A 20,200-nucleotide genomic window follows, 5' to 3' on the forward strand; every position below is an offset into this window, starting at 1 on the left:
CACCGCCTGGCTCGCGCATGCCCCCTTGGCCACATCCATCCGAGCCAAGGCCTGAACCGGCGCCGCGCAACAGAAGAGGTCAAGGCGTGCGCCGGCTCTCGCGCTGGCCCAGGCCCCAAATGCTGGCGAGCAGAAACGCGCCACCCAGCCATTGCGACAGGCTCAGCTGCTCGCCGAGCAGCCAGGCGGCCAGCAGCACGGTGGTGAGCGGCTCCATCAGGACCGCGATGGTCAGCAGCGTCGGCGACAGGCGCGCCGCCCCCCAGCTGAAAGCCAGCAGGGCCAGCGCCGCGGTGACGATGCCCAGGTACAGAAACCAGGCTTGTGGCGGCACATCGGTCGGCCATTGCAAGGGGCGGTGCAGGGCAGACAGGCCCATGACGGCGGCAGCCACCACGGTCAGACCCAAGGTGGCCGGACCGGCCCCCAGCGTGCTCGAAAGCCTGCCACTGACCAGCGTGAAGCCCGTGTAGAGCAAGGCCGAGCCGACCGCGAAGCCCACGCCCAGCGCCAGTTGCCAGCGGTCGGTGGTTGACGCTGCAGGCCCGTTGGCGCCAGCGTCGTGCGGCAGCACCAGCAGCAAAGTGCCCAGCAAAGACAGCCCCAGCAACCCCAGCAGCGGCCAGCTCGCGCGCTCCTGGCCGCGCACCAACGCCACCAGGGTGACCAGCACCGGCGGCAGGCACAGCGCGATCAAGGTCGGGATGGCCGCGCCGATGCGCTCGATGCCATAGAACCACAGCAGCACATAACCCGCCATGGCCGCGCCCGCGGCCAGCAGGGTGACCAGCATTGGACGCAACGTTCGCCAGAACCCGGGCCATTGCGCGGGGCGGCCGAAGACGGCCAGCAACACGACGGCACCCACGACAAAACGCCAGAAGGAGATGTTTTCGGGCGTGAAGCCGTGGCGCTGGATCAGCACCTGCACGACGAGCGCGCCCGTGCCCCAGAGGAAGCCGGCGCCGCAGGCGGCGGCCAGAGCGAGATGGGTGGGTTTCTTTTGCATGAGGTTGGGGAGGAGGCGGGGGGCCGTCGCTGGGGCTTATTCCAGTGGCAGCGCCGTGGTCTTCTTGACGGTGCGCAGCACCAGCATGGAATTGACCCGCGCCACGCCCGGCAGGCGCATCAGCACCTCGCGGTGCAGGCGCTCCAGGTCCTCGGCGTCGCGGTAGCTGAAGCGGATGAGGTAATCGTTGCTGCCGGCCACGTAGTGGCAGTCCAGGATTTCCGGCTGGTCCAGTACCGCTTGCTCGAAAGCCTCGATCCGCGCCTGCGCGGTGCTCTCGAGGTTGACGATGGTGAAGCTGGCGCCGCTCTTGCCGATGGCACGCGGGTTCAGCAGGGCCACGTAGCGGGCGATGACACCCGCATCTTCCAGGGTTTTGACGCGCCGCAGGCAGGCCGAGGGCGACAGGTGGACGCGCTGCGCCAGCTCCAGATTGGAGCAGCGCCCGTCCGCCTGCAGCTCTCGCAGGATGGCGCGATCGATGGCGTCCAGCGTGGCATCATGTGCGTTCGCGGCCGACTTATTTCGCATGAAAATTTCCCAGAAAGAAAATCAACGCAATCTTATTGCATGGCCTCGGGCTGCTCCCGAGCGATTGCGCAAGCACATTGCGTCCGGCTTTCTCTAGACTGCCGGTATCCGAGATGCCTCGCCTTCCAAGGGCAGATTTCTTGCTTGAACCTGAAGCATCCGCCCCGGTATCCACACTTCTTCTTCGATCATGAACCAAGCCATCGACGCCTCCCTGCTGGCCCAGACGACCGCCCACGCGACGGCCATGGACGCCTTCTGGATGCCCTTCACCGCCAGCCGTCAGTTCAAAAGCGCGCCGCGTCTGCTGGCCAAGGCCAAGGACATGCATTTCTGGACCCCCGAGGGCCGCCAGATCCTGGACGGCATCGCCGGCCTCTGGTGTGTGAATGCGGGTCATGCGCGCCCGAAGATCGTCGAGGCCGTGCAGAAACAGGTGGCCGAGCTGGATTTCGCGCCGCCCTTCAACATGGCGCATCCCAAGGCCTTCGAGTTGGCCGAGCGTCTGACCCAGATCACGCCCAAGGGTTTGAATCGTGTGTTCTTCACCAACTCCGGTTCGGAATCGGTGGACACCGCGCTCAAGATGGCCGTGGCCTATCACCGCGCGCGCGGTCAGGGCACGCGCACGCGCTTCATCGGGCGCGAACGTGGCTACCACGGCGTCAATTTCGGCGGCATCTCGGTGGGGGGCATCGTGGGCAACCGCAAGGCCTTCGGCCCACTGCTCACGGGCGTGGACCACCTGCGCCACACGTATGACTCGGCGCGCAACGGCTACAGCCGCGGCGTGCCCCTGCACGGCGGCCCCGAATTCGCCGAGGACCTGGAGCGCATCGTGGCACTGCACGACGCCAGCACCATCGCCGCCGTGATCGTCGAGCCCGTGGCCGGCTCCACGGGCGTCGTGCTGCCGCCCGAGGGGTATCTCCAGCGCCTGCGCGAGATCTGCGACAAGCACGGCATCCTGCTGATCTTCGACGAGGTCATCACCGGCTTCGGCCGTCTGGGCGCGCCCTTTGGCGCCACGCGCTTCGGTGTCACGCCTGACCTGATGACCACGGCCAAGGGCATCAGCAACGGCACGGTGCCCATGGGCGCGGTGTTCGCGCGCCAGACCATCCACGAGACGCTGACCGACGTTGACAGCGCACCCCATGTCATCGAGTTCGCGCATGGTTACACCTACTCGGCCCATCCTCTGGCCTGCGCGGCGGCTTTGGCCACGCTGGACACGTACGCCGAGGAAGGGCTGCTTACGCGCGGTGCCGAACTCGAAAGCTATTTCGCCGATGCCCTGCACGCCTTGAAGGGCCTGCCGAATGTGATCGACATCCGCAACATCGGCTTGGTGGGCGCGGTGGAGTTGACCCCGCTCGCCGGCTTGCCGGGCAAGCGCGCCTTCGATGTCTTCCTCCAGTGTTTCGACCAGGGGGTGCTGATTCGCACCACGGGCGACACCATCGCCATGTCGCCGCCGCTGATCATCTCGAAGGCGCAGATCGACCAGCTGGTCGGCACGCTGGCCGACGTGTTGAAACGGTCCTGATCCGGAAATCTTCGGCGCGGCCCGCATTCCTATGTCCCTGCTCAAGACCGACCAGGAGCTGACCCGGAACTCGTATTACGCCGCGACCGCCCCGCGCACGCAGCGCCACGCCCCCCTGCAGGATGACGTGAGCGCCGACGTCGCCGTGGTTGGCGGGGGCCTGGCCGGCCTGTCGGCCGCGCTGGAACTGAGCGCAAGAGGCTACAGCGTGGTGCTGCTGGAAGCGCGCGAGGTGGGCTGGGGGGCTTCGGGTCGCAATGGGGGGCAGGTCATCGCCGGGCTTGCGAGCGACATCGCCGTGATCGAGGAGCAGCTCGGCGCCGCCGTGGCCCGTCGCGTCTGGGACATGACGGTCGAGGCCGTGAATCTGGTGCACGAACGTCGCGCCCGCCACGCCATCGAATGCGAATGGCAGTCCGGTTACCTGACTCTGGCCGTCAATGCACGCAAGGCCAAGGCCCTGCGCGCCTGGCAGGAGGAGATGCGCCAGCGCTACGACTTTCACAGCCGCTGGATCGAGCCCAGGGACATGCCGCGCTGGATCGCCAGCCCGCGCTTTCACAGCGGCGTCCACGACGATTTCAACGGGCATCTGCATCCGCTCAAGTACACGCTCGGGCTGGCGGCCGCGGTGGCGCAGGCGGGTGTGCGCATCCACGAGAACACCGCCGTGACGGCCCTAGAGGCGCAGGCCGAGGGCGCGTTTACCACGCTACGCACCACGGCGCGGGTCGCGGGTCGAGATGCCGTCCCGGGCAGCGTGCGCGCCCGGCACGTGTTGCTCGCCGGCAATGTCTACCTGCAGGAGGTGGCCCGCGCACTGGAGGCGCGGATCATGCCGGTGGGCACCTACATCATCGCCTCCGAGCCCATGGACCCAGCCTTGGCCGGCTCGCTGATCCCCAGTGGCGCTGCGGTCTGCGACACCAACTTTGTGCTGGATTACTTCCGCCCCATGCAGGACCACCGCATGCTCTACGGCGGGCGCGTCAGCTACAGCACGGCCACGCCCATGAACCTGGCCGAAAGCATGCGCAAGCGCATGCTGCTGTCTTTCCCGCAGCTGACGAATGTGAAGGCTGAATATGCCTGGGGTGGCTTCGTGGACATCTCGATGAACCGTGCGCCGGACTTCGGTCGCCTGTCCGAGCGCACGGGTGAAAACAGGCACGCCAATATTTATTATCTTCAAGGCTTTTCCGGCCATGGCTTGGCGTTGACCGGTTTGGCGGGTAAGCTGGTGTCCGAAGCCATCGCGGGGCAGGCCGAGCGCTTCGACATCTTCTCGCGCATTCAGCACCGCGCCTTTCCCGGTGGGCGCTGGCTGCGCACCCCGGCGCTGGTGCTGGGCATGGCCTACTACCGCATCAAGGATCTGCTGTGAACGCGCCCATGCCTTTGTCCGTCCGGTCCCTCGTCGCGAGCGAGGGGGCGAAGCCACTGGAAAGAAAGCCCTTGGTTCTGGTGCCCTCCTGCAACCGACAGGTCGGGGACTTTCCCTTCCACATCGCTGGCAAGAAGTACATCGACGCGGTGCGTCTGGCCGGCTGCCAGCCGCTGGTCGTGCCGGGTGCGGAGGATGCGCAGGAAATGCAGGCACTGTTGGACCTCGCCGATGGCGTGTTCCTGACGGGCTCGCCGTCCAACGTTCATCCCAGTCATTTCGGCGAAGCGGTGCACGACCTCGGCCTGCCGCTCGACCCCGCGCGCGATGCCTGGACCTTGCCCTTCATCCGCGCCGCGTTGGAGCGTGGCATCCCCTTGTTCGCGATCTGCCGTGGTTTCCAGGAAACCAATGTGGCGCTCGGCGGCAGCCTGCACCAGGCGGTGCAGGAGGTCGAGGGCAAGAATGACCATCGCGGCGCACCCCATGATCCGAAAGCGCCGCCCGAGGTGGTCTATGCACTCGCGCATCCGGTGCGGGTGCAGTCTGGCGGCCGGCTCGCGGGCATCGTCGGGCAGGAGGAATTCCAGGTCAATTCCGTGCATGGCCAGGGCGTGAACCGGCTGGCGCCCGGGCTGCGCGTGGAAGCTCGCGCACCCGATGGCATGGTCGAAGCTTTCTCCGCCGAGGTGGTCGCCGGCCGACCCGTGCCAGGGTTCAATCTGTGCGTGCAGTGGCACCCCGAGTGGATGGCCGCGCACAACCCCATTTCACTCAAGCTGTTCCGCGCCTTCGGTGAGGCCTGTGTGCTCTACCGGGACCGGCACCGCGCCCCTCAGCCAGCGACTCTCAGTGCCTGAAGTCCGCCGCCCGACCTGAATCGATGGGGGCGCGCGACGAATCTGGTCAGGACGCGGAGTGCCAGCCTTTGCGTTTCGCGTGTTCCGACCGCTTTGCAAACAGAACAGTGAGAAATTTTCATGGTTGAGAAAAACAATTTCGGCTTCGCCGAACTCGAACAGTGGTTGAACGAACGCCGCGTGACGGAGATCGAGTGCCTGGTGCCCGATCTGACCGGCGTGGCGCGCGGCAAGATCCTGCCGCGCGAGAAGTTCACCGAAGACCGCGGCATGCGCCTGCCGCAGGTGACGGTGGCCATGAGCGTGACGGGGCAGTTTCCGGAGGATGGTCCCTATTACGAGGTCATCGATCCGACCGATCGCGACATGCAGCTGCGGCCCGATCCGAGCACCGTCCGCATCGTGCCCTGGGCCATCGACCCCACGGCCCAGGTCATTCACGACTGCTTTGACCACGATGGCAAGCTCATTCCCTACGCGCCGCGCAGCGTGCTGCGCAAGGTCTGCGATCTGTACGCCGCCGAAGGCTGGAACCCCGTGGTCGCGCCCGAGCTGGAGTTTTACCTGACGGCGCGCAACACCGACGCCAACACGCCTTTGCGTCCCCCGATCGGTCGCAGCGGCCGGGCCGAAACCTCGCGCCAGGCCTACAGCATCGACGCGGTCAATGAGTTCGATCCCTTGTTCGAGGACATCTATGCCTACTGCGAGCAGATGGGCCTGAACGTGGACACGCTGATCCACGAGGTGGGCGCGGGCCAGATGGAGATCAACTTCTTTCACGCCCATCCCCTTGGCCTGGCTGACGAGGTGTTCTTCTTCAAGCGCACGGTGCGCGAGGCCGCGATGCGGCACGACATGTACGCCACGTTCATGGCCAAGCCCATCGCCGGCGAGCCCGGCAGCGCCATGCACATCCACCAGAGCGTGGTGGACAAGGCGGGACGCAATATCTTCAGCAAACCGGATGGCACGCCCTCGGACGCCTTCTACCACTACATCGGCGGCCTGCAGAAATACACGCCGGCCGCGATGGCGCTGCTCGCGCCCTACGTGAACAGCTACCGGCGCCTGTCGCGCTTCACGGCGGCACCCATCAACATCGAATGGGGTTATGACAACCGCACGGTCGGTATCCGCTCGCCGATTTCCACGCCCGAGGCTCGGCGCCTGGAGAACCGCGTGATCGGCGCCGATGCCAACCCCTACATCGCCATGGCCGTCACCCTGGCCTGCGGCTACCTCGGCATGAAGAACAAGATCAAGCCCAAGGACGAGATGAAGGGCGACGCCTACCTCACGCCCTTTTCCTTGCCGCGTGGCCAGAGCGATGCGCTGGACCTGTTGCGCAAGGAAACCGATCTGCACGAGGTGCTGGGCAAGGAATTCGTGACCGTATACAGCGAGATCAAGGAGATCGAGTTCGACGAGTACATGAAGGTCATCTCGCCCTGGGAACGTGAGCACCTGCTGCTCCACGTCTGAAATGACTTCCCTCCGAAGCGCCGAATGCCCCGTGTCACTGCAAGAAGCGGTGACTCTTTGGGCTGTCCAAGCCTGCGCAGGCAGGCTTGGAGCCGCAGCCCGCAGCCCCTCAAGGGGGCGCACTCAGTGGCCCGGCAAAACCGGTTCCACGAGTGCCCCTGAAGGAAGGCTTGGTCAATGAATGCACGCATGAAACCTGTAGCGCAACGTACCACGGCCGAATGGCAGCAGGCCGATTCGGCCCACTACCTGCACCCCTTCACCGACCACACGGCGCTGGCGCAGAAAGGCGCGCGCATCATCACCCGCGCCGACGACATCTACCTCTGGGACAGCGAGGGCAACAAGATCCTCGATGCGATGAGCGGTCTGTGGTGCGTCAATGTGGGGTATGGCCGCCAGGAACTGATCGACGCCGCGACGCAGCAGCTGCAGACGCTGCCTTTCTACAACAGCTTCTTCAACACCGCGACGCCCCCCGCCATCGAGCTGGCCGAGCTGTTGGCGCAGATCACGCCGCCGCAGTTCCAGCATGTCTTCTTCGGTGGTTCGGGCTCCGAAAGCAACGACACGGTCGTGCGTCTGGTGCGGCGCTACTGGGACCTGCAAGGCCAGCCCGAGCGCAAGGTCATCATCAGCCGCAGGAACGCCTACCACGGCTCCACCATGGCCGGTGCTTCGCTGGGCGGCATGCACGAGATGCACCAACAAGGGGGTCTGCCCATTCCCGATATCGTGCACATCGAACAGCCATTCTGGTTTGCACTGGGGCGAGATGAAAAGGGACTGCGACTGAGCCGTGACGATTTCGGCAAGAAAGCTGCGGGCTGGCTCGAAGACAAGATCAAGGCCATCGGCCCGGATCGCGTGGCCGCCTTCATCGGCGAGCCGGTGCAAGGCGCAGGCGGGGTGATCGTGCCACCTGCCACCTACTGGCCCGAGATCCAGCGCATCTGCGACCAATACGGCATCTTGCTGGTGTCTGACGAGGTGATCACCGGCTTCGGTCGCACGGGCCAATGGTTCGGCTGTGAAACCATGGGCACGAAACCTGACCTGATGACCTTCGCCAAGGGCGTGACCAGCGGCTACATCCCCCTGGGGGGCGTGATGGTGGGCGAGCGCGTGGCCAGCGTTCTGGCCACGGGCGGTGAATTCGCCCACGGCTACACCTACAGCGGCCATCCCGTGGCCTGCGCGGTGGCCTTGGCGAACATCCGCCTGATCCAGCGCGAAGGGCTGGTCGAGCGCGTGCGCGAGGACACCGGGCCCTACCTGGCGCAACGGTATGCCGAGCTGGCCGACCATCCCCTGGTGGGTGAGGCCCAGACCTGTGGCCTCATGGCGGCCTTGCAATTGGTGCGTGACAAAACCAGCGGTTCGGCTTTCCCGTCTGAGCTGGCGGTGGGCATGATGTGCCGGGCGCACTGCTTCCGTGTCGGGCTCATCATGCGCGCCGTGGGCGACCGCATGATCATCGCGCCGCCGCTGTCCATGAGCCGCGCGCAGATCGACGAGATGGTGGCGCTGATCCGCCGCTGCCTGGACCTGACCCTGGCCGAACTCCAGCAGAAAGGCGTTTTCTGATGTACCCGGCGCGGCCAGGCAGGCCCGCCGGGTGGCACGGACTTTGCCTTTTCCACCTCCATGCGCCTGGGGCGGATTCCGACCCGCCGATTACCCGAAAATCCGCCCAGAATCGCGTGTTCGAGTTTCCACCCCCCGTCCTCAAGACTTGATCGTTCCTGCATCACTCTTCGGCATTAGGAGGCCATCGTCATGAAGCTGAATTTCCGTCCCTGCTCCGCGCTCGCCACGGTGGCCGCGGCCCTGCTGTCTTCGGCCACCCTGCTCTGGGCGGTGAGCGCCTCGGCCCAGGAAGCGAAGGTCTTGAACGTCTACAACTGGTCAGATTACATCGGGGACGAAACGATCGCCAATTTCGAGAAGGAAACCGGCATCAAGGTCCGCTACGACAACTTCGACAACAACGAAATCCTGCATGCCAAGCTGGTGGCGGGCAAGACGGGGTATGACATCGTGGTGCCGTCGTCCAACTGGGCGGCGTTGCAGCTCACGGCTGGCCTGTTCACGCCGCTCGACCGCAGCAAGATCCCGAACCTCAAGAACCTGGACGCCCCCCTGATGGCCCAGCTGGCCACGATCGACCCCGGCAACCAGTACGTCGTGCCCTGGTTGTGGGGATACACGACGCTGGGCATCAATGTGGACAAGGTCAAGAAGGCCATCGGCGGCGAACTGCCGGCCAATGTCTGGGACCTGCTCTTCAAGCCCGAGTACGTGAACAAGTTGAAGTCTTGCGGCGTTTCCGTGCTGGACTCGGCCGACGAAGTGGTGCCCGCCGCCCTGCACTACCTGGGCAAACCCCGGGTGTCCAAGAGCGCGGCCGACTACAACGCGGCCCTGGCCCTGCTCAAGAGCATCCGCCCCTCCGTCACGCTGTTCAGTTCCTCGGGGTACATCAATGACATGGCCAGCGGTTCCATCTGCCTGGCGCTGGGTTGGTCCGGTGACATCAACATCGCCCGTCAACGCGCCATCGACGGCAAGACCGGGCAAAACATCCAGGCCCTGGTGCCCTCCACCGGCGGGCTGCTGTTCTTCGACGTGATGGCCGTCCCCGCGGACGCCCCGCACATCGAGAACGCCTACAAGTTCATCGACTTCATCCTGCGTCCCCAGGTCAATGCCGGGCTGACCAACAAGGTCTTCTACCCGAACGGCACCTATGGCGTGTCCAAGCCCTACATCAACCCGACGGTGGCCAACAACAGCACCGTGTTCCTCTCGGCCGCCGACATGGGCAAGATGGTCGGCTACTCCGACCAGCAACTGACCAACGACATCCGCCGCAACCAGAACCGGGTCTACACCGCGTTCAAGACGGGCATGTAAGGCGGGGGTCCGGGATCAGATAATCGCCCCTTTTTCAACCTGAGTCTCAAGGCGAAGAATGAGCAGCCCAAAGAGCAGCCATAACGCGAAATTCCTGCAGATCAAGAGCGTGGTCAAGGAGTTTGGCGGTTACAAGGCCGTCAACAATGTCAGCATCGATATCGCCAAGGGCGAGATCTTCGCCTTGCTGGGCCCCTCGGGCTGCGGCAAGACGACCCTGCTGCGCATGCTGGCGGGGTTCGAGACGCCCACGGCGGGCAGCATCGTGCTGGACGGGGTCGATCTCGTGGGGTTGCCGCCCTATGAGCGCCCGCTCAACATGATGTTCCAGTCCTACGCCCTGTTTCCGCACCTGACGGTGTGGGACAACATCGCCTTTGGTCTGCGCCGCGAAGGCATGGCCAAGGCCGAGGTGGCCGAGCGGGTCGACGCCATGCTCAAACTGGTGCAACTGGGCAAGTTCGCCCAGCGCAAGCCGCATCAGCTTTCAGGCGGGCAGCAGCAGCGGGTGGCGCTGGCGCGCAGCCTGGCCAAGCAGCCGCAGTTGTTGCTGCTGGACGAGCCGCTGGGTGCGCTGGACAAAAAGCTGCGCGAGCAGACCCAGATCGAGCTGGTCAACATCATCGAACAGGTGGGCGTGACCTGCGTGATGGTCACGCACGACCAGGAAGAGGCCATGACCATGGCCTCGCGCCTGGCCGTCATGAGCGAAGGGCGCTTCCTGCAGGTGGGTGCGCCGTCGGAAATCTACGAAACACCGCAGTCGCGCTTCGTCGCCGACTTCATCGGCAACGTCAACCTGATGGAAGGCACGCTGGACGTCGACGACGCGGCCCATTGCGAGATCGCCTGTGCCGACGTGCGGCACTACGTGGGCCACGGCATCACCGGCACCGAAGACATGCCGGTCACAGTCGCGCTGCGGCCGGAGAAGATCAAGCTCTCGCGTCAGGCACCCGAGGACACGCGCTACAACGCGGTCAAGGGCAAGGTCAAGGAATTGTCCTATTTCGGCGGCCTCACGATCTACCGCGTGAAGCTCGCCAGTGGCGCGATGCTCAAGGTCAGCATGGCCAACACGGAGCGGCATCCGGACGATATCTTCACCTGGGACGACGAGGTCTGGGCGCATTGGAGCCCGCAGGCCCAGGTCGTGCTCACGCAGTAACAACGAGGTGCCGCAGGCAAACAGGTCCCCGCCATGAGCAGTGTCATCTCCCCCTCTTCCTCCACGCCCGACCCGGGCACGGGTTACGTGCGATTCCGCCCCGCCTGGTGGCGCGGACGCAGTGCAGTCATCGGCATTCCCTATGTCTGGCTGCTGTTGTTCTTCTTCGCGCCTTTTCTGATCGTCCTCAACTACTCGGTGTCCGAGATGGGGGCGGTCATGGCCAAGGAGCTCATGAACGTCTCGGACGGCGTGGTGAACCTGAGCTTCAAGTACGCCAACTACGTCTTTCTTTTCAGCGATGACCTATACGTCAAGGCCTATCTTTCCAGCCTGAAGTACGCGGCCGTCACCACGGCCTGCTGCCTGTTCATCGGCTACCCCTTCGCCTATTTCATGGCGCGGGCCCGCGCCACGGTGCAGCCCTTGCTGCTGATGCTGCTGATGCTGCCCTTCTGGACCTCGTTCCTGCTGCGCGTCTACGCCTGGAAGGGATTGCTCAGCGAAGGTGGCTGGGGTGCGTCGGTGCTGAATTTCCTGGGCCTGGACCATCTGCTGATGGCGATGGGGGCCATCAACGCGCCGGGCATGTACCTGTACACGCCGTTTTCGCTGATCATCGGCATGACCTACACCTACCTGCCCTTCATGATCCTGCCGCTCTACGCCAACTTGGCCAAGATGGATCTGCGCCTGCTCGAAGCGGCGGCGGACCTGGGTGCGACGCCCTGGACCGCGTTCTGGAAAGTGACCGTGCCCTTGTCCAAGGCCGGCATCATCGCTGGCTCCATGCTGGTCTTCATTCCCTGCATCGGCGAATTCGTCATCCCCGAACTGCTGGGCGGCGCGCGCACGCTGATGATCGGCCGGGTGCTGTGGGACGAGTTCTTCAGCAACAACGACTGGCCCATGGCTTCCACCGTGGCCGTGGTGCTGGTGCTGCTGATCGTCGTGCCCCTGGCGATCTTCAATAAATACCAGGCCGAGGCCCAGGAGAAGGTGAAATGAGCGCAGCGCAGAGCAATACCGTGCCGATTCGTCAAGCATGCCCGCTCCACAACGCGAAGCGCGGAGGTGTTTCACGATGAGCAAAGCCTTGTTCAGTTCGCGCTTCGCCGCCGGATTTGGCAAGGGCTGGCTGGTCGCTGGCCTGCTGTTCCTGTACCTGCCGATGGTGGCGCTGGTCATTTTTTCCTTCAACAAGTCGCCCTTGCCGACCCACTGGGAAGGTTTCACGCTGGACTGGTACGTCAAGCTGGCGAGGGACAAGGAAATCCTCAACGGCCTCTGGCTCTCGCTCAAGATCGCCTTCCTGTCGGCCTGCCTGTCCGTCACCTTCGGCACGCTGGCGGCCTTTGCCTTGGTGAAGTACAGGCGCTTCCGTGGGCGCACCTTCTTCTCGGGCATGGTCAACGCGCCCCTGGTCATGCCCGAGGTCATCCAGGGCCTGTCCTTGCTGCTGCTGCTGGTGGCCGTGCAGCGCGCCATCGGCATCCCCGAGCGTGGCCTGGTCACCATCTTGCTTGGTCACATGATGATGGGGCTGGCCTACGCGACCGTGGTCATCGCCGCGCGCTTGCAGGCCATCAACCCGCAGCTGGAAGAGGCGGCCATGGACCTGGGTGCCAAGCCCTGGCAGGTCTTCACCCTCGTCACGCTGCCTTCGATTTCTCAGGCATTGGTCTCGGCCTGGCTGCTGACCTTCAGCCTCTCGCTGGACGACGTGGTGATCTCCGCCTTTCTCTCGGGTCCCGGCGCGACCACCATGCCGCTCATCATCTTCTCGCGCGCGCGCCTGGGGCTCAACCCCACGGTGAACGCGGTGGCCACAGTGATCATCGTCGTGGTGGCCATTTGTGTCACCGTGGCCAGCATCCTGGTGGCGCGCGCTGAAAGGCGACGCGCCGCGGAAGTCAGCGCGGCGTCGCGCAACGAATAAGAAAAAATCCAAGGAAGAACTCGCTCCCGGTTGCCCGTTCCGCGTTGAAAGACAAGCCGCCTGCACAGGATCTGTCCACCCGATACCACTTCACACAAGGAGAAGCCGATGAGAGTCAACCACCGCACCATCCTCGCTCAAGTCGCCGCGCTCGCACTCGGCCTTGCGACGGGGGGACAGGTCGCCGCCCAGCAGAATCGCATGGGTCTGACGCCCGACCAGATGCAGGACATCAACCGCACCATCATCAAGACCGAGGCGATGGAAGATGCGTGGGAGACCGCTGGCCTCAAGGGCCTCAAGATTTCGGGCTACATGGACCCGACCTACATCTACGACCAGAACGCCAATCGCGCGGGTTTCCAGTTCCTGAGTTCCGACTTCACCGGCTATTCCGACACGCCTTTCTTTGGCAATGCCACGATCGCCTTCGCCAAGGAAATGGACGATGGCACCCTCTATAACCTCCAGCTTCAGCCGCTGAACGGCAACATGGACATCACGGCGGCCTCGGTGTCCATTCCCTTGTCGGATCGCCAGACCCGACTGATCGCGGGCAAGGTGCTGGACTGGTCGGGTTATGAATACGCGGATCCGGTGAAATCGTCCCTGATCACGCACAACCTGCTGTTCGATTTCACGCTGCCGGTGGCCTACACCGGTGCGGGGCTGGATGTTTCCACCGGCAGTTGGCAGCTGCGCACCATGCTGGCCAATGTGGACAGCGCCAAGGCGGCCGAGGGCAAGGGGCGCCGGCCTGGGTCTACCGCTTTGACTACTGGCCGGAAGAGTTCTGGGGCGTGGGTTTCGCGGGCTTGGTCGGCAAGGCCGACAACTGGAACAAAACCATTGACGACGATGGCGAAGTGGCCGACAAGAGCACAGCTGTGTTGTTCGAGATGGACGGCTATTACAACCGTGGCAACTGGACCTTGGGTGGCCAGCTCTCCTACGGGACGCAGAAGGACGCAGCCAATGACAGCGTCAGCGATGCCAAGTGGGCAGGCGCGTCCACCACGGTCGGGTACTTCGTCACACCGCGTCTGCAATTCCTGGTGCGTGGCGACTACATCAATAACGAGAAGAATGGTGGTGGGCTGTTCACCTACACCGGTTACGGGGAAGAAGTCGATCCTGACGGCACTCCCGACAGTGGCGATGAATATTGGCTGCCCGGTGCGGACGGCATCAATGGCATAGGCATGGATGCGGCGGCGGCTGAGAAATGTGCTGCGGGTGGCGAGTGCAAGGGTGCCAACCGCTACGCTGTCTCTCTGGGCCTCAAGTACGCGCTCAATCCCAATGCCTGGCTCAAGTTCGAGTACCGTTATGACGGTGCGAATCAGGACGTTTTCTACGACGTGAAGAACGACGAATACAAAAAGAACAACAACCTCGTTGGCGCCGCTCTCGTGGTGTTTTTCTGAACGCGATCTTTCATTCGCATCCATCTGATCGGAAGGGAAGCCGCGGCAAGCGGCTTCCCTTTCTCACCTAGGGAATCTTTGCCATGAACAAGCCCGCACCCGATTGGCATGCCGTCGCCAAGACCGTCAGGATGGATGGCCGCGCGCTCATCAATGGCCTGCGTGTTGCGGCCGTCAACGGCGAAAGCTTCGCCAAGCATTCGCCCATCGATGGCCGGCCCCTGACCGAGGTCGCGCGTGGGCGTGAGGCCGATGTGGACGCCGCCGTGAAAAGCGCGCGCGCCGCTTTCGAGGAGAGCCGTTGGGCCGGCCAGGCGCCCGCCGCGCGCAAGAAGGTGCTGCGTGCTTTCGCCGACAAGCTGCTGGCCGCGCGTGAAGAGCTGGCGGTGCTGGAGTCGCTGGACATGGGCAAGCCCGTGCAACAGGCGCTGGCCGTGGACGTAGGCAGCAGCGCGCGCACCATCGCCTGGTACGCCGAGGCCGTGGACAAGATTTACGATGAGGTCGCGCCCACGCCACAGACCGCGCTGGCGCTCATCACGCGCGAACCCATGGGTGTGATCGGCGCCATCGTGCCCTGGAACTACCCGATGCTGATGGCGTCGTGGAAACTGGGGCCCGCGCTGGCCGCGGGCAATTCGGTGGTGCTCAAGCCCAGCGAGAAATCCCCGCTGACCGCCCTGCGCATGGCCGAGCTGGCCTTGGACGCCGGTCTGCCGCCCGGCGTGTTCAATGTGGTGCCGGGCTACGGGCATGAAGCCGGTGAAGCACTGGCCTTGCACATGGACGTGGACGCCATTGGCTTCACGGGCAGCACCCGCGTGGGCCGCCGCATGCTGGACTACGCAGGCCGCAGCAACCTCAAGCGCGTCTACAACGAACTTGGCGGCAAGTCGGCCTTTGTGGTCTTCGACGACTACGCCGACATCCAGCGCGCCGCCCAGACTGCGGCGGGCAGCATCTTCTACAACCAGGGCGAGAGCTGCAACGCGCCCTCGCGCGTGTTCGTGCACGAGAAGATCGCCGACGCCTTCTGCGCCTGCCTGCAGGCCGAGGCGCCCAAGTACCAGCCGCTGGACCCGCTGTCCGGCAAGGCCGAGATGGGCGCACTGGTGGACGAAGGCCAGCTCAAGACTGTGCTCGGCTACATCGACGCCGGCGCCAGCGAAGGCGCGACGCTGCTGGCGGGCGGCAAGCGCGCGCGGGTGGAAACGGGGGGCTATTACGTCGAACCCACGGTGTTCATCGACGTGACCAATCAGATGAAAATCGCGCGTGAGGAAATCTTCGGGCCGGTGCTGTCCGTGATTCGCTTCAAGACGGAAGAGGAAGCCATCCGCCTGGCCAATGATTCATCCTATGGCTTGCAGGCCAGCGTCTGGAGCGACAACCTCAGCCGCGCCCATCGCGTCGCGCGTGCCTTGCGCGCTGGCACCGTGCATGTGAACCAGTACGACGAAGACGACATCACCGTGCCCTTCGGTGGCTACAAACAGAGTGGTAATGGGCGTGACAAGTCTTTGCACGCCTTCGACAAATACACCGAGTTGAAGACCACCTGGATCAGGATAGATGCCCACCCCTGAGCGCCTTCGGCGCTTCCCCTAAGGGGCGCGGCCAGTGGACCGGCAAAGCCGGCCCCACGGCCGCCACGTTTGGAAGTTAGCTTCTTGCAAGGAGTCATCAGCATGAACCACTCGAAGAACGAACAGCTCATGGCCCGCAAGGCCGCCGCCACGCCGCGCGGTGTGGGCGTGATGGCCAGCTTCTTCGCCGAGCGCGCGGACAATGCCGAGCTCTGGGACGTGGAAGGCCGTCGCTTCCTGGACTTCGCGGGCGGCATCGCCGTGATGAACAGCGGGCATGGGCACCCGAAGATTGTCCGGGCCATCCAGGAGCAACTCAACCGCTTCACCCACACCTGCTACCAGGTGGTGCCCTACGAGAGCTACATCGCCCTGGCCGAGAAGCTGAACCAGCTCACGCCTGGCACGCACGCCAAGAAGACCGCCCTGTTCTCCACCGGCGCCGAGGCGATCGAGAACGCCATCAAGATCGCGCGTGCCCACACCCGGCGCGCGGGCGTCATCGCCTTCAGCGGTGCTTTCCATGGCCGCAGCCTGTTCGCCGTGGCGCTGACTGGCAAGGTGGCACCCTATAAGCTCGGCTTCGGTCCCTTCCCGCCCGAGATTTACCACGCGCCCTACCCCGACGCGAATACGCCGTTGGAGGACGTGAAAAAGGCCGTCCACCACATCTTCAAGGCCGACATCGAGCCCAGCCGGGTCGCGGCCATCGTTTTCGAGCCCGTGCAGGGTGAAGGCGGCTTCAACGTGATCCAGGCCGAGGCCGTGCGCTGGTTGCGCCAACTCTGTGACGAGCATGGCATTGTGTTGATCGCCGACGAAATCCAGAGCGGCTTCGGCCGCACCGGCACCTTGTTCGCCATGGAGCAGTTCCTGGCGCAGACCGGCGTGGTGCCCGACCTGATGACCATCGCCAAGTCCTTGGCCAACGGCGTGCCCTTGTCGGCGGTGACGGGCAAGGCCGAGATCATGGATGCGCCCGCGCCGGGTGGCCTGGGCGGTACTTATGCGGGCAACCCGCTGGCCATCGCCGCCGCGCACGCCGTCATCGACCTGATGCGCGATGAGCAGTTGCCCCAGCGCGGCAAGATGTTGGGCGATCGCCTCAAGGTCACGCTGGACCAGATGCGCCAGGAGGTGCCCCAGATCACGGACGTGCGCGGCCTGGGGGCCATGGTGGCGGTCGAGTTTCGCAAGACCGATGGTTCAGCGGACGCCGAGGTCACGAAGAAGGTGCAGGCCGAGGCCTTGCAACGCGGCCTGATCCTGCTGACTTGCGGCGTGGACGGCAACGTCATCCGTTTCCTCTTTCCGCTCACCATCCCCGAAGCGCACTTCGAGGAAGCCTTGGGCATCCTGCGCGAGGCGCTGAAAGCCGCCCGCTGAATGCACGCCGACCATCTGGCCCTGCAGGAGCGCCTGGCCGCCGAGGGCGTGCACACGCTGCTTGCGCAGTTCACCGATATCCACGGGGTTGCCAAGGGTAAGTTCGTTCCGCTGGCGCAGCTGTCGACCCTGGTCGACACCGGCGCCGGTTTCGCGGGTCCGTCCATCGCGGGCACGGGTTTGCCGCGCACCGGCCCACGCTCCGAGTACTACGGCCGCGCCGATCTGTCCACCGTCGCCCCGATGCCCTGGATGCCGGGCTACGCGCGCGTGGTCTGCGACGGCTACGTGGCGAATGCACCCTTCGACGCCTGTCCACGCCAGGTCCTGCGCCGCCAGCTGGCGCGGCTGAGCGAACGCGGCTGGCATCTGCAAACCGGCATCGAGCCCGAGTTCTTCCTGTTGCGCAGGACGGAGGAGGGCGGCATAGCCGCCGCCGATGCGCAAGACGGACTGGACAAACCTTCCTACGACCTCAAGAGCCTGCCGCGCCAGCGTGATCTGCTCAATGAGTTGAGTTATGGCCTGCAGGCATGCGGTCTGGACGTGTTCCAGACCGACCACGAGGATGCGCACGGCCAGTACGAGCTGAACTTCCTGCACGCCGACGCATTGCGCAGCGCGGACAACCTCATGCTGTTCAAGCTGGCCGCGCAGGCGATCGCGGAGCAATATGGGGTGTTGTTCTCCATGATGCCCAAGCCCTTCGCCAATCAGCCGGGGAGTGGGATGCACTTCCACGTGTCACTCTGGCAAGGTGAAGGACAAGGTGCACACTGCCTGTTCGACGATGAAAAGCAGATGGGGCATTTCATCGCGGGCGTGCTCGCGCATTCGACGGGTCTGGCCGCCTTGGCCGCGCCCACCGTCAATTCCTACAAGCGCCTGGTGGTGGGCGAGTCACTGTCCGGCACCAGTTGGGCGCCGGCCTACATCGCCCACGGTCCGAACAACCGGACGGCGCTGGTGCGTACCTTGCCCGGCCGGTTTGAATGGCGCCTGCCCGACGCGGCGGCCAATCCTTACCTCGCCACGGCGGGCCTGGTCGCGGCGGGTCTGGATGGCATGGAACGACAGCTTGATCCCGGTGTGGCCTGCACCGATGACCTGTTTGAACTGTCGCTGGTGCAATTGCGTGAGCGCCAGATCGGTCTATTGCCGCAGAGCCTGGGCGACGCCGTCGATGCGTTCGAGGCCGACAACGTGCTGCGCTCGGCCCTGGGCGAGACCTTGAGTGAACAGTTCGTCCGGCTCAAGCGCGCGGAGTGGATCGAGTACGCCCGCCATGTCAGCGATTGGGAAGTCCAGCGCTACGCCACCTTGTTCTGAGCCCTCGCTCTTTCACCTCCTCTCCGATTTCTCCATCATGTCTTCCTTGCAAACCGGGCTGCCCTGGCTGGCCTATCTTTGTCTGAGCGCCAGCATGGCCCTGGTCGGCAGCTACGTGGGCCTGTCCAAGCTGCTGGTCACGATCTTCCCGGTGTTCCTGCTGGCGTGGCTGCGCTTCGGCATCGCGGCTGTGGCGATGGTGTCGTGGACGCGGCGTGGGGCCGAAGAAGCACCTTTGACCGGGCACGACAAGGGCCTGCTCTTTCTCGAGTCCTTCCTGGGCAACTTCCTGTTTTCGATCTGCATGCTGTTTGGCGTGGCGCTGAGTTCGGCGCTGGCCGCGGGCGTGATCATGGCCGCGCTGCCGGGCGTGACGGCGCTGCTGTCGCGCATCGTGCTCAAGGAGCAGATCAAAAAACGCGTCTGGGCCGGCATCGCTTGCGCGGTGGGCGGTATCGCGCTGGTGACCTTGAGCAAGCAGGGCGTGGCGACGCATGGCGGCGCCGCAGGTACCGAGGGGTATTCGCTGCTTGGCATCGCTCTGCTGATCGGCGCGGTGTTCTGCGAGGCCAGTTATGTGGTGATTGGCAAGAAGCTCAGCGGCAAGCTGTCACCCAAGCGCATCAGCGCGCTGATCAACCTCTGGGGGCTGCTGCTGGTCACGCCGTTCGGCGTCTGGCAGGCGCTGCAGTTTGACTTCGGTGCCGTGAAGCTGGAGATCTGGGGCCTGCTGCTGTTCTATGCGCTGGCCGCCAGCATGTGGACGGTCTGGCTCTGGATGACGGGCCTCAAGCGCGTGCCCGCCGTGCAAGCGGGCGTGTTCACCGTGATGCTGCCCATCAGCGCGGCGCTGGTGGGCGTGGTGTTCCTGGGTGAGCATGTGAGTCACGTGCAGGCGGCGGCGTTTGGCCTGGCCTTGGCTGGGGTGGTGTTGGCGACTTGGCCTTCAAAATCTTCTGGCCAGGTATTGCGCTGAAGTGCGAAGAGCACGCGGACGGCTTACCCACGACCCGCGCGGCCAGGAAGCAGGGTGCGAATGAACCACGTATTGCACAATGCACCGCATGGAGCTGATGAACCGATATCTACCGCAATACCAGTTCGCGGAAGAACACAGTCGCTATGTCCCAGCCTCGCCGGCTCGCGTGCTTGATGTGGTGGGGCGACCTGATGTCGTGGATGATCCGATCGCCCGCAAGCTGATCGCTTTGCGTGAATTACCCGCTCGTTTGGCGGGCCGGCTGGGTTATGCATCCGCCTTGCGAGGTCGCCCCTCGTTCGGACTCGCCAACTTCACTTTCCTGGGGCGAGACGGCGACGGTGAGATGGCATTCGGTCTGGCTGGGCGCTTCTGGCGGGCTGACTATGGTCTTGTGGAGGTAGCGGACGCACAGGCTTTTCTCGCACTGGACGCGGTGGGTATTGCCAAGCTGGTCATGAATTTCACGGTCGAGACGGAAGGATCAGGCACGCGACTGACGACTCGGACACGCGTCTGGTGTGGCGATGATGCAGCGCGACGCAGCTTCAAACCCTACTGGTTGTTGATCAGGCCAGCCAGTGGCCTGATCCGGCGACGCCTGCTTCGGCGTGCATACGACGCGGCGCTGCGCCGTTGACGCCGACAGAGA

17 protein-coding genes and 1 pseudogene are annotated in these 20,200 nt (G+C 64.5%); 16 read left to right on the plus strand and 2 right to left on the minus strand.

What is annotated here, in order from left to right; all coding sequences use genetic code 11:
- Positions 1 to 79: 79 nt before the first annotated feature.
- Together DW355_RS03890 and DW355_RS03895 are read right to left on the minus strand one after the other, a co-directional pair.
- Positions 80 to 1,009 (minus strand): DMT family transporter, encoded by a 930-nt coding sequence (locus tag DW355_RS03890; protein WP_131278040.1) that lies wholly within the window; start codon positions 1,007 to 1,009, stop codon positions 80 to 82.
- A gap of 36 nt (positions 1,010 to 1,045) precedes the next feature.
- Positions 1,046 to 1,540 (minus strand): Lrp/AsnC family transcriptional regulator, encoded by a 495-nt coding sequence (locus DW355_RS03895; RefSeq protein ID WP_131278041.1) that lies wholly within the window; start codon positions 1,538 to 1,540, stop codon positions 1,046 to 1,048.
- 190 nt (positions 1,541 to 1,730) lie between these two features.
- On the opposite strand from DW355_RS03895, the gene DW355_RS03900 reads away from it, so the two are divergent.
- The 16 genes and pseudogenes from DW355_RS03900 (at position 1,731) to DW355_RS03975 (ending at position 20,188) form a co-directional block, all read left to right on the plus strand.
- Positions 1,731 to 3,089, plus strand: a complete 1,359-nt coding sequence (locus tag DW355_RS03900; protein ID WP_207388077.1) for an aspartate aminotransferase family protein — start codon at positions 1,731 to 1,733, stop codon at positions 3,087 to 3,089.
- Between the two features lie 31 nt (positions 3,090 to 3,120).
- Positions 3,121 to 4,473, plus strand: coding sequence for an NAD(P)/FAD-dependent oxidoreductase (locus DW355_RS03905; RefSeq protein WP_131278042.1), 1,353 nt, complete (start codon positions 3,121 to 3,123; stop codon positions 4,471 to 4,473).
- 80 nt (positions 4,474 to 4,553) lie between these two features.
- Complete coding sequence (locus DW355_RS03910) at positions 4,554 to 5,333, plus strand: gamma-glutamyl-gamma-aminobutyrate hydrolase family protein (protein ID WP_131282272.1); 780 nt, start codon at positions 4,554 to 4,556, stop codon at positions 5,331 to 5,333.
- Positions 5,334 to 5,453: 120 nt separating this feature from the next.
- The gene (locus DW355_RS03915; RefSeq protein WP_131278043.1) at positions 5,454 to 6,818 is read left to right on the plus strand and encodes a glutamine synthetase family protein; all 1,365 of its coding nucleotides are present in this window, start codon (positions 5,454 to 5,456) and stop codon (positions 6,816 to 6,818) included.
- Positions 6,819 to 7,007: 189 nt separating this feature from the next.
- Positions 7,008 to 8,405, plus strand: coding sequence for an aspartate aminotransferase family protein (locus DW355_RS03920; RefSeq protein WP_242671297.1), 1,398 nt, complete (start codon positions 7,008 to 7,010; stop codon positions 8,403 to 8,405).
- Between the two features lie 192 nt (positions 8,406 to 8,597).
- Complete coding sequence (locus DW355_RS03925; RefSeq protein WP_131278045.1) at positions 8,598 to 9,734, plus strand: polyamine ABC transporter substrate-binding protein; 1,137 nt, start codon at positions 8,598 to 8,600, stop codon at positions 9,732 to 9,734.
- 58 nt (positions 9,735 to 9,792) lie between these two features.
- Positions 9,793 to 10,902: an ABC transporter ATP-binding protein gene (locus DW355_RS03930; protein ID WP_131278046.1), complete on the plus strand. Its 1,110-nt coding sequence runs from the start codon at positions 9,793 to 9,795 to the stop codon at positions 10,900 to 10,902.
- Positions 10,903 to 10,935: 33 nt separating this feature from the next.
- Positions 10,936 to 11,910 (plus strand): ABC transporter permease, encoded by a 975-nt coding sequence (locus DW355_RS03935; RefSeq protein ID WP_131278047.1) that lies wholly within the window; start codon positions 10,936 to 10,938, stop codon positions 11,908 to 11,910.
- A 76-nt stretch (positions 11,911 to 11,986) separates the two neighbouring features.
- On the plus strand, positions 11,987 to 12,841 hold the full coding sequence (locus DW355_RS03940; protein ID WP_131278048.1) for an ABC transporter permease: 855 nt from the start codon (positions 11,987 to 11,989) through the stop codon (positions 12,839 to 12,841).
- A gap of 261 nt (positions 12,842 to 13,102) precedes the next feature.
- Positions 13,103 to 13,507, plus strand: a pseudogene (locus DW355_RS18535) (DUF3138 family protein); the annotation flags it as partial.
- A gap of 23 nt (positions 13,508 to 13,530) precedes the next feature.
- Positions 13,531 to 14,268, plus strand: a complete 738-nt coding sequence (locus DW355_RS03950) for a DUF3138 family protein (protein ID WP_242671298.1) — start codon at positions 13,531 to 13,533, stop codon at positions 14,266 to 14,268.
- Positions 14,269 to 14,351: 83 nt separating this feature from the next.
- The gene (locus tag DW355_RS03955; RefSeq protein ID WP_131278051.1) at positions 14,352 to 15,854 is read left to right on the plus strand and encodes an aldehyde dehydrogenase; all 1,503 of its coding nucleotides are present in this window, start codon (positions 14,352 to 14,354) and stop codon (positions 15,852 to 15,854) included.
- 102 nt (positions 15,855 to 15,956) lie between these two features.
- Positions 15,957 to 17,240 (plus strand): 4-aminobutyrate--2-oxoglutarate transaminase, encoded by a 1,284-nt coding sequence (gabT, locus tag DW355_RS03960; protein WP_131278052.1) that lies wholly within the window; start codon positions 15,957 to 15,959, stop codon positions 17,238 to 17,240.
- Positions 17,241 to 18,569 carry a type III glutamate--ammonia ligase gene (gene glnT, locus DW355_RS03965; protein WP_131278053.1) on the plus strand — a complete coding sequence of 443 codons (1,329 nt, stop codon included), beginning with the start codon at positions 17,241 to 17,243 and terminating at the stop codon, positions 18,567 to 18,569.
- A 37-nt stretch (positions 18,570 to 18,606) separates the two neighbouring features.
- Positions 18,607 to 19,545 (plus strand): DMT family transporter, encoded by a 939-nt coding sequence (locus DW355_RS03970; RefSeq protein ID WP_131278054.1) that lies wholly within the window; start codon positions 18,607 to 18,609, stop codon positions 19,543 to 19,545.
- 88 nt (positions 19,546 to 19,633) lie between these two features.
- Positions 19,634 to 20,188 carry a hypothetical protein gene (locus DW355_RS03975; RefSeq protein WP_131278055.1) on the plus strand — a complete coding sequence of 185 codons (555 nt, stop codon included), beginning with the start codon at positions 19,634 to 19,636 and terminating at the stop codon, positions 20,186 to 20,188.
- Positions 20,189 to 20,200: the final 12 nt, after the last annotated feature.

The sequence above is a fragment of the Hylemonella gracilis genome (assembly GCF_004328645.1).
Classification (GTDB): Bacteria; Pseudomonadota; Gammaproteobacteria; order Burkholderiales; family Burkholderiaceae_C; genus Hylemonella; species Hylemonella gracilis_B.